Raw genomic sequence first — 8,663 nt, forward strand, 5'->3', positions numbered from 1 at the left:
GCCCGCCGGGCCCGGGGCACGGCTCGTCCTCCCGACTCACCCGTCCGCCCCCGCCGGCACCTCCTCCGCGGACCCCCGCACCCGTACGCGGTAGCCCACCGCGCCCCCGTCCCGCCGCTCCACGACCACCCGGCCGTCCGCCTCCCGCCGCGTCACGAAGCGCTCCACCGTGGGCCGTTGCCAGCCGTCCCCGGCGTCCGGAACCACCAGCCCTCCGCCCTCCCGGCCGGCCACCGGGGCCCACACCTCCAGCTCCGTCCCCCCGTCCCCGTCCGCCACCGGAAGCACCGCCCCCGCCCGCGCCAGCACCGGGATCCGCGACAGCGGCGCGTCCACCCACACCTGCCCGGGACCCTCGTACGCCCGCCCGGTCGCGGTGTCGTACCACCGCCCGCGCGGCAGCCGCACCGCCCGCCGGGTCACCCCCGCCTCCAGCACCGGCGCCACCAGCAATGCGTCCCCCAGCAGGAACGCGTCCCCGCAGTCCCGCAGCGCCCGGTCCCGCGGCGAACCCCACCACACCGGGCGCACATACGGTGCCCCGGCCAGCCGCGCCAACTGGCCCAGCGTCACGAAGTACGGCAGCAACCGCTGCCGCTCCCGCAGCGCCGCCCGGGCGTGCCCCAGCGCGGCTATGCCGAACTCCCACGGCTCCCGGCGGCCCGCCCACCCCGCCGAATGCGTCCGGAACAGCGGGAGAAAGGAGCCCAGTTGGAACCAGCGCACATACAGCTCCGGCGACGGCACCCCGGAGAACCCGCCGACGTCCGGACCGCTGTACGGCACCCCGCACAGCCCCAGCCCCAGGACGAGCGACAGCGAGGCCCGCAGTCCCTCCCACCCCGTCGCGACATCCCCCGACCAGGTGCCCCCGTACCTCTGGAGCCCCGCCCAGCCGGCCCGCGAGCACAGGAACGGCCGCTCGTCCGGCCGCAGTTCACACAGGCCGTCGAACCCCGCCCGGGCCATCGCCAGCCCGTAGACGTTGTGGGCCTCCCGGTGGTCCCCGCCCCGGCCCTCCAACGCGTGCCGGGCCGAACGCGGCAGCGTCTGCGCCCCGAACGGAGCGAACGACACCGGCTCGTTCCTGTCGTGCCAGAACCCCGAGAACCCCTGCGCCAGCCGCTCCGCGTACAGCGCACCCCACCACTTGCGCACCCGCGCATCGGTGAAATCCGGGTACACCGACTCACCCGGCCACACCACCCCGCGCACCTCCCGCCCCCGCGCGTCCCGTACGAAGGCATCGGCCGCCGCCCCGCCCTCGTAGACCGCGTCCCCCGGCTCCGCCTTCACCGCCGGGTCCACGATCGACACCAGCCGCACCCCTTCGGCCCGCAACTCCCGTGCCAGGCCCGGCAGATCGGGATAGCGCGCACGGTCCACGGTGAAGACCCGGTGCCGGTCGAAGTGGTCGATGTCCAGATGGACGGCCGAGAGCGGAAGCTCCCGCTCCTTGTAGCCGGCCACGATCCGGCGCACCTCGTCCTGGCCGCCGAACCCCCACCGGGCGTGCTGGTACCCCAGCGCCCACCGGGGCGGCAGCGCGGGCGCCCCCGTCAGCGCCGTCCACATCTGCAGCACCCGGGCCGGCGTCCCGGCCAGCACCCAGTAGCGCAGCGGCCCGCCGTCCATCCGCAGCTCACACGTGCCCGGCCGGTCGTGCCCGGAACCGGCACCCTCCGCCCCCTCGCGCAGCAGCACCCGGCCGTCCCATGAATTGTCGTGAAAAACCAGATGTGTTCCGGCATCCGCCACCACCAACTGCACCGGCATGGTCAGCGACAGCGGATCGTCACCCGGCACGAACGCGCCGCCCGGATCGGTGTTCCACAACCGGTAGGCGCCGTCCCGCAGCCGCGGCCCGTGCGCCCGGCCGCCCAGCCCGAAGAACCGCGCATCGGCCGCCACCTCGGACCGCTGCACCCACCGCGACCCGTCGCCGCCCTCCGGCCCCCCGCCCCGCTCACCCGCCCCGTCCGGCCCCGCCGTACGGTCCCACCAGCGCGGCGGCAGCTCCCGCCGCAGCACCGCCCCGCCCGGTGTGCGCACCTCCACCGCACCGTGCCGGGACACCGCCACCAGCACCCGCTCGGACACCACCCGCCAGCCGCCCTCCGTATCGGGCTCCAGCACTGCCCGCGCGTCCACCTCGGGACACGCCCCGGCCAGCGCGTACGACGGCTCCGGCCCGGCACCGCCCCAGCCGCAGAACACCGCACCACCGGTCGCCACCCGCACCCGCAGGGACGACCGCGCGAAATGGATCACCCCGCCGCCCGGCTGCGGCTCCGCCCCCGTGGCCGCCCCCGGCACCCGCGCCCGCTCCGGCGCACGCGCCGTCAACGCCACCGCATCCGCCCGCCGCGCCCGCCACGCCGCGCGCACGGAGCGGAGCCCCTGCGCCGGCCCGACCGCCCTGACCACCCGTACCGATCGCACCAGATCACGCCCGTCCATGCCGGTCAGCCTGCCATTGACGCCCGGGCGGGCGGGCATCGTTCAACTGCCGTTCACCTGCACAGGGTCACGCTCGGCCACGCCGAGGCCCGGCGTGAGGCGGCCCGTGGCCGGAATCCGCCCGCGCCGCCCCGCCACGTCTGCACACCCCATCCCCCACCCCCCGAATATGGGCGGTCGGCCCTGGTGCACAAGACGATCACATGGCATCGTCCAGACAAGCCGTGTCACGCGCACACGTCAGGCCGGGAGACCCCCACCATGGTGCGCGCCCGGCGCATACGCCGCGTACCACCCGGGAGCCGCCTCATGACCACCGCACCGCACTCCGCCCACCGGCCGGAACCCCTCTGGCAGCCCGGCCCGGACCGGATCGCCGGCGCACAGGTCACCCGCTTCCACACCTGGGCCGCCGCCCACCACGGCGCCCCCGCCCCCACCCCGGGCGACCCCGCCACGAGCTACGCCGACCTGCACCGCTGGTCCGTCGACGACCTCCCCGCCTTCTGGCGCGCCGTCGCCGCCTGGTTCGACGTCCGCTTCGCCACCCCGTACGAGACCGTGCTCGCCGACCGCGCGATGCCTGGCGCCCGCTGGTTCCCCGGCGCCACCCTCAACTACGCCGAGCACGCGCTGCGGGCCGGCGAGGACCCGGCCCGCGCCGACGACCCCGCGCTGCTCCACGTCGACGAGACCCACGAACCGACCCCGGTCACCTGGCGGCAGCTGCGCGCCCAGGTCGGCTCGCTGGCCGCCGAACTCCGCCGCCTCGGCGTCCGCCCCGGCGACCGCGTCAGCGGCTACCTCCCCAACGTCCCGCAGGCCGTCGTCGCCCTGCTCGCCACCGCGGCGGTCGGCGGCGTCTGGACCTCCTGCGCCCCCGACTTCGGCGCCCGCAGCGTCCTGGACCGCTTCCAGCAGATCGAACCGGTCGTCCTGTTCACCGTCGACGGCTACCGCTACGGCGGCAAGGAACACGACCGCCGCGACACCGTCACCGAACTCCGCGCCGAACTCCCCACCCTGCGCGCCGTCGTCCACATCCCCCTGCTCGGCACCCCCGCCCCCGAGGGCGCCCTCAACTGGTCGGACCTGACCGGAAACGACACCGAGCCGGTCTTCGAACAGCTCCCCTTCGACCACCCCCTCTGGGTGCTGTACTCCTCCGGCACCACCGGCCTGCCCAAGGCCCTCGTCCAGTCCCAGGGCGGCATCCTCCTCGAACACCTCAAGCAGACCGGCCTGCACTGCGACCTCGGCCCCGACGACCGGTTCTTCTGGTACACCTCCACCGGCTGGATGATGTGGAACTTCCTCGTCGCCGGCCTCCTGGTCGGCGCCACGATCGTCCTCTACGACGGCAGCCCCGGACACCCCGACATCGCCGCCCAGTGGCGGGTCGCCGAGACCACCCGCGCCACCGTCTTCGGCACCTCCGCCGCGTACGTCATGGCCTGCCGCAAGGCCGGCATCCACCCCGCCCGCGACCTCGACCTCTCCGCCGTCACCTGCGTCGCCACCACCGGCTCCCCGCTCCCCCCGGACGGCTTCCGCTGGCTGCACGACTCCTTCGCGGAGAGCGGCGCCGACCTGTGGACCGCCTCCGTCAGCGGCGGCACCGACGTCTGCAGCTGCTTCGCCGGCGCCGTCCCCACCCTCCCGGTCCACATCGGCGAACTCCAGGCCCCCTGCCTCGGCACCGACCTCCAGGCCTGGGACCCGCACGGCAAGCCCGTCATCGACGAGGTCGGCGAACTCGTCGTCACCAACCCCATGCCGTCCATGCCCACCCGCTTCTGGAACGACCCCGACGGCATCCGCTACCACGACAGCTACTTCGACATGTACCCCGGCGTCTGGCGGCACGGCGACTGGATCACCGTCACCTCCCGCGGCAGCGTCATCATCCACGGACGCTCCGACTCCACCCTCAACCGCCAGGGCGTCCGGATGGGCTCCGCCGACATCTACGAAGCCGTCGAACGCCTCCCCGAGATCCGCGAATCCCTCGTCATCGGCCTGGAACTCCCCGACGGCGGCTACTGGATGCCGCTCTTCGTCCACCTCGCCCCGGGCACCACCCTCGACGACGCACTCCGCGACCGCATCAAGCGCACCATCCGCGAAGAGCTCTCCCCGCGCCACGTCCCCGACGACATCATCGAGGCCCCCGGCGTCCCGCACACCCTCACCGGCAAGCGCATCGAGGTCCCCGTCAAACGCCTCCTCCAGGGCACCCCGCTCGACAAGGCCGTCAACCCCGGCTCGGTCGACAACCTCGAACTCCTCCGCTTCTACGAGCAGGTGGCCCGCGACCGCGCCCAGTAGCACCCCGGACCGGCGCCGGATCCGGAACCGCCGACCCGGACCCGGACCCGGCGCCGACGCCGTTGTCAGACCCCCCGATTACTCTCGGTGACGAGTGGACACCGGGCCGCGCACCCGCCCGGCCCGGCGACCACTCCGCAACCGACACCACCGAGGGGGAACCATGACCACCACATCCCGGCCCACCGACCCGGCCGCCGCCCGCCGCCGCCTGCGCCGCGAACTCCCCAGCGCCGCCGCCGTCCTCGCCGACGAGCGCGACTTCACCACCATGCGCCGGTACGCCAGCTTTCCGTTCGACGACCACGCCGGCTACCTCCGCCAGATGGAGACCCTGCTGCGCACCCTCGCCGCCCAGGGCATCCTCACCACCGTCGGCCTCTTCGACCCGGCCGCCTACGCGCGGTACTGCGCCGACCGCTGTCTGGACCCCGACCGGCCCGACAGCCGCAGCCGCTACACCGCCGAAGTGGCCCGCACCGGCGCCACCGTCACCTACGAGGGCGAGCCGCTGACCCAGCTGCTCCCGTTACTCGCCGCCGAGGCCGACCGCCGGGCGACCTGGGACCACGCCACCGCCCTGCTCACCCGCGCCGGCCGCTGCGAGACCTGCGGCGCCGACCTCGCCCACGCCGCCTTCACCCGCGCCGGCCAGGCCGTCCAGGGCCTCCTCGACGCCCTCGGCGAGGGCCGCCACCACCTCGTCTGCTCCATGGCCGCCGGCGATCCACCCCTGCTCGCCGTGCTGCACGCCGACTGCCGCCCCGGCGGCCGCCCCCAGCTCGACGAACACGAAGCCCTGATCTTCTGCACGGTCCTCGCCGCCGGCCTCGCCCTGCGCACCCCCGGCGGCATCGTCTCCCGCAGCACCCCCGACCCGGCCGACGGCACCACCGGCGGCCCGGCCACCCACCCGGTCCCTGGCACACCCCGCGACACCGTCCGCGGCTGGTCCCTGCGCGACGCCTGGCCGCACGCCCTCAGCGCCGGTGAGGTCTTCACCGCCTACTGCACCGACGCCGACAGCGGCGAGCCCGTCCCACCCGAACCAGGCGTCAGCTACGCCCCCGGCCTGCCCGTGACACCCCCGCCCGACCACCCCTGCCACCCCTGACCGGCCACCGGACACCGCAAGACGAAGAACGGCCGCCCCGCCACAAGGGCGGGACGGCCGTCGGACCCGTGCGGCGCAGTGCGCCGCACGGCCTCACTCCCCGGAGAGCACCGCCTGCGCGGCCGCCCGCGCGTCCTCGGCGGTGTCCGCCGCACGCGCCGCGGCCGCCGCCCGCTCGCACTGCGCCAGCGTGTGCTTGGCCAGCGTCGCCCGCACATAAGGAAGCGACGCCGCACCCATCGAAAGGCTGGTGACACCGAGCCCCGTCAGCACACACGCCAGCAGCGGATCCGAGGCCGCCTCCCCACAGACACCACAGCTCTTGCCCTCGGCCTTCGCGGCCTCGGCCGACAACGCCACCAGATCCAGCAGCGCCGGCTGCCACGGATCCTGCAGCCGCGACACCGCGCCCACCTGACGGTCCGCCGCGAAGGTGTACTGCGCCAGGTCATTGGTCCCCAGCGAAAGGAACTCCACCTCCTGCAGGATCGACCGCGCCCGCAGAGCCGCCGACGGAATCTCCACCATCGCCCCGAACTTCGCCCGCAGCCCCGCCTCACGGCAGGCATCCGCGAACGCCCTGGCGTCGGTCCGGTCCGCCACCATCGGGGCCATGACCTCAAGGTAGACCGGCAGCCCCTCGGCGGCCTTCGCCAGCGCGGAGAGCTGCGTCCGCAGCACCTCGGGGTGGTCGAGCAGGGTGCGCAGACCCCGCACGCCCAGCGCCGGGTTCGGCTCGTCGGCCGGCGTCAGGAAGTCCAGCGGCTTGTCCGCACCGGCGTCCAGCACGCGCACGACCACGCGCCCCTCCGGGAAGGCCTCCAGCACCTTCCGGTACGCCTCGACCTGCTTCTCCTCGGACGGCGCCTGCTTGCTGTCGTCCAGGAACAGGAACTCCGTACGGAAGAGCCCGACGCCCTCCGCACCGGCCTCGACCGCGGCATCCACATCCCCCGGGCCACCGACGTTCGCCAGCAGCGGCACCTTGTGCCCGTCGGAGGTGGCGCCCGGACCGGACGACGCGGCCAGCGCCGCCTTCCGCTCCGCCGCGGCCCGCTCCAGCTCCGCCCGCCTCGCAGGGCTCGGCTCCACGAAGATCTCCCCGGTGCTGCCGTCGACGGCGATCACCGTACCCTCGACCAGCTCACCCGCACCCGGCAGCGCGACCACGGCCGGCACCCCCAGCGCCCGCGCGAGAATCGCACTGTGACTGGTCGGCCCGCCCTCCTCGGTCACGAAACCGAGCACCAGCGACGGGTCGAGCAGAGCGGTGTCGGCCGGCGCCAGATCCCGCGCGATCAGCACATACGGCTCATCGCTGTCCGGCACACCCGGCATCGGCACGCCCAGCAGCCGCGCCACGATCCGATTGCGCACATCATCAAGGTCCGCAACCCGGCCCGCGAGGTACTCACCGGCACCGGCGAGCAGCGCCCGGTAGGCCGCGAACGCGTCGTAGACCGCACGCTCGGCGGTGCTGCCCACGGCGACCCGCCGCTCGACGTCCGCCATCAGCTCCGGGTCCTGCGCCATCAGCGCCTGGGCCTCCAGCACGGCCTGCGCCTCACCACCGGCCAGGTTCCCGCGCGCGATCAGGTCGGCGGCCACCGCCTCGACGGCCTGGCGGGCGCGCCCCTGTTCGCGCTCCGCCTCCTCCGCCGGGATCCGCTTGGCCGGCGGCTCCAACACCGCCGTGCCCATGTGCCGCACCTCGCCTATGGCCACACCGTGGCTCACCCCGACGCCCCGCAGCGTTGTCTCCATTGCACCCGTCTCCGGTTGTGATGCGACGGCCCGGGCCGTCGCGATGAATGTCGTACCTGCCGTCCGCGACGGCGCCCGGCCTACCGCCAGGAGAAGAGCTGGTCGCCGGCCTTCACATCGCCGTCCTCGCGCACCTCACCGAGCGCGTCGGCGGTGGCCTCCAGCGCGACGACCGGGCACACCGGGGACTTGCCGGCCTCCTCGACCGCGGCGGGGTCCCAGCGCACGATCTCCTGACCGCGGGTCACGTTGTCGCCCTTGTTCACGAGCAGCTCGAAGCCCTCGCCGTTGAGCTGAACGGTGTCGATACCGAGGTGCGTGAGCACGCCGTGGCCCTCGGGGTCCACGACGACGAAGGCGTGCGGGTGCAGCGACACGACGACACCGTCCACGGGGGAGACGGCGGCGGACGGCTCACGAACGGGGTCGATGGCGGTACCGGGCCCCACCATCGCTCCGGAGAACACCGGGTCGGGCACTGCCGCGAGTCCGATGGCGCGTCCTGCGAGCGGGGACGTCACGGTGGTCATGGGAAGCCTCCCAGGGGTGGAGATTCATCAGGCCGCCGTCACTACCTGTCCTGGACGGCGCACCGTTCAGAGCGTAAGTCATAAGAATCGGCGCTTCCGCATGACAGAGGCCGGTTGCACCCCGCGAGTCCCGCTGAATCGATTTGCCTCGCCCACAGCAGAGCTGTACTGTCTGAGACCTGCCCCGGACAGCCAGCCGCAATCAACTGCGGCCCGGTTGAGGTGGGCGGCACTCCTCAGCGTCTTGATCGCGACTCAAGAATTGAGCGCTTCTGCATGCCTGCAGAAAAGCGGCGGTTCGAAAGCCCGAAAAGGCCTGATAGAGTGTGAAACACCGAAGGGAAGCGCCCGGAGGAATCCCGAGAGGGAATCCAAAGGAAGCGTCCGTTCCTTGAGAACTCAACAGCGTGCCAAAAGTCAACGCCAGATATGTTGATACCCCGTCTACCGGACCGGATGGTCTGGTG

General features: G+C 73.7%; 5 protein-coding genes. 2 read left to right on the forward strand and 3 right to left on the reverse strand.

Features of this window, described 5'->3' with window-relative positions:
- Window positions 1-36: 36 nt before the first annotated feature.
- On the reverse strand, window positions 37-2,460 hold the full coding sequence (locus ACZ7MX_RS11580; protein WP_472131349.1) for a glycoside hydrolase family 31 protein: 2,424 nt from the start codon (window positions 2,458-2,460) through the stop codon (window positions 37-39).
- A gap of 309 nt (window positions 2,461-2,769) precedes the next feature.
- On the opposite strand from ACZ7MX_RS11580, the gene ACZ7MX_RS11585 reads away from it, so the two are divergent.
- Window positions 2,770-4,788, forward strand: coding sequence for an acetoacetate--CoA ligase (locus ACZ7MX_RS11585; RefSeq protein ID WP_472131350.1), 2,019 nt, complete (start codon window positions 2,770-2,772; stop codon window positions 4,786-4,788).
- A 163-nt stretch (window positions 4,789-4,951) separates the two neighbouring features.
- Window positions 4,952-5,902 (forward strand): hypothetical protein, encoded by a 951-nt coding sequence (locus tag ACZ7MX_RS11590; protein ID WP_472131351.1) that lies wholly within the window; start codon window positions 4,952-4,954, stop codon window positions 5,900-5,902.
- 93 nt (window positions 5,903-5,995) lie between these two features.
- On the opposite strand, the gene ptsP is transcribed toward ACZ7MX_RS11590, so the two are convergent.
- Together ptsP and ACZ7MX_RS11600 are read right to left on the reverse strand one after the other, a co-directional pair.
- Entirely contained in the window at window positions 5,996-7,666 is a 1,671-nt protein-coding gene (gene ptsP, locus ACZ7MX_RS11595) for a phosphoenolpyruvate--protein phosphotransferase (protein WP_472131352.1), read from the reverse strand.
- Between the two features lie 80 nt (window positions 7,667-7,746).
- Window positions 7,747-8,196 (reverse strand): PTS sugar transporter subunit IIA, encoded by a 450-nt coding sequence (locus tag ACZ7MX_RS11600; RefSeq protein ID WP_310728930.1) that lies wholly within the window; start codon window positions 8,194-8,196, stop codon window positions 7,747-7,749.
- Window positions 8,197-8,663 lie beyond the last annotated feature (467 nt).

It is taken from the genome of Streptomyces sp. NPDC107765 (assembly GCF_055657085.1).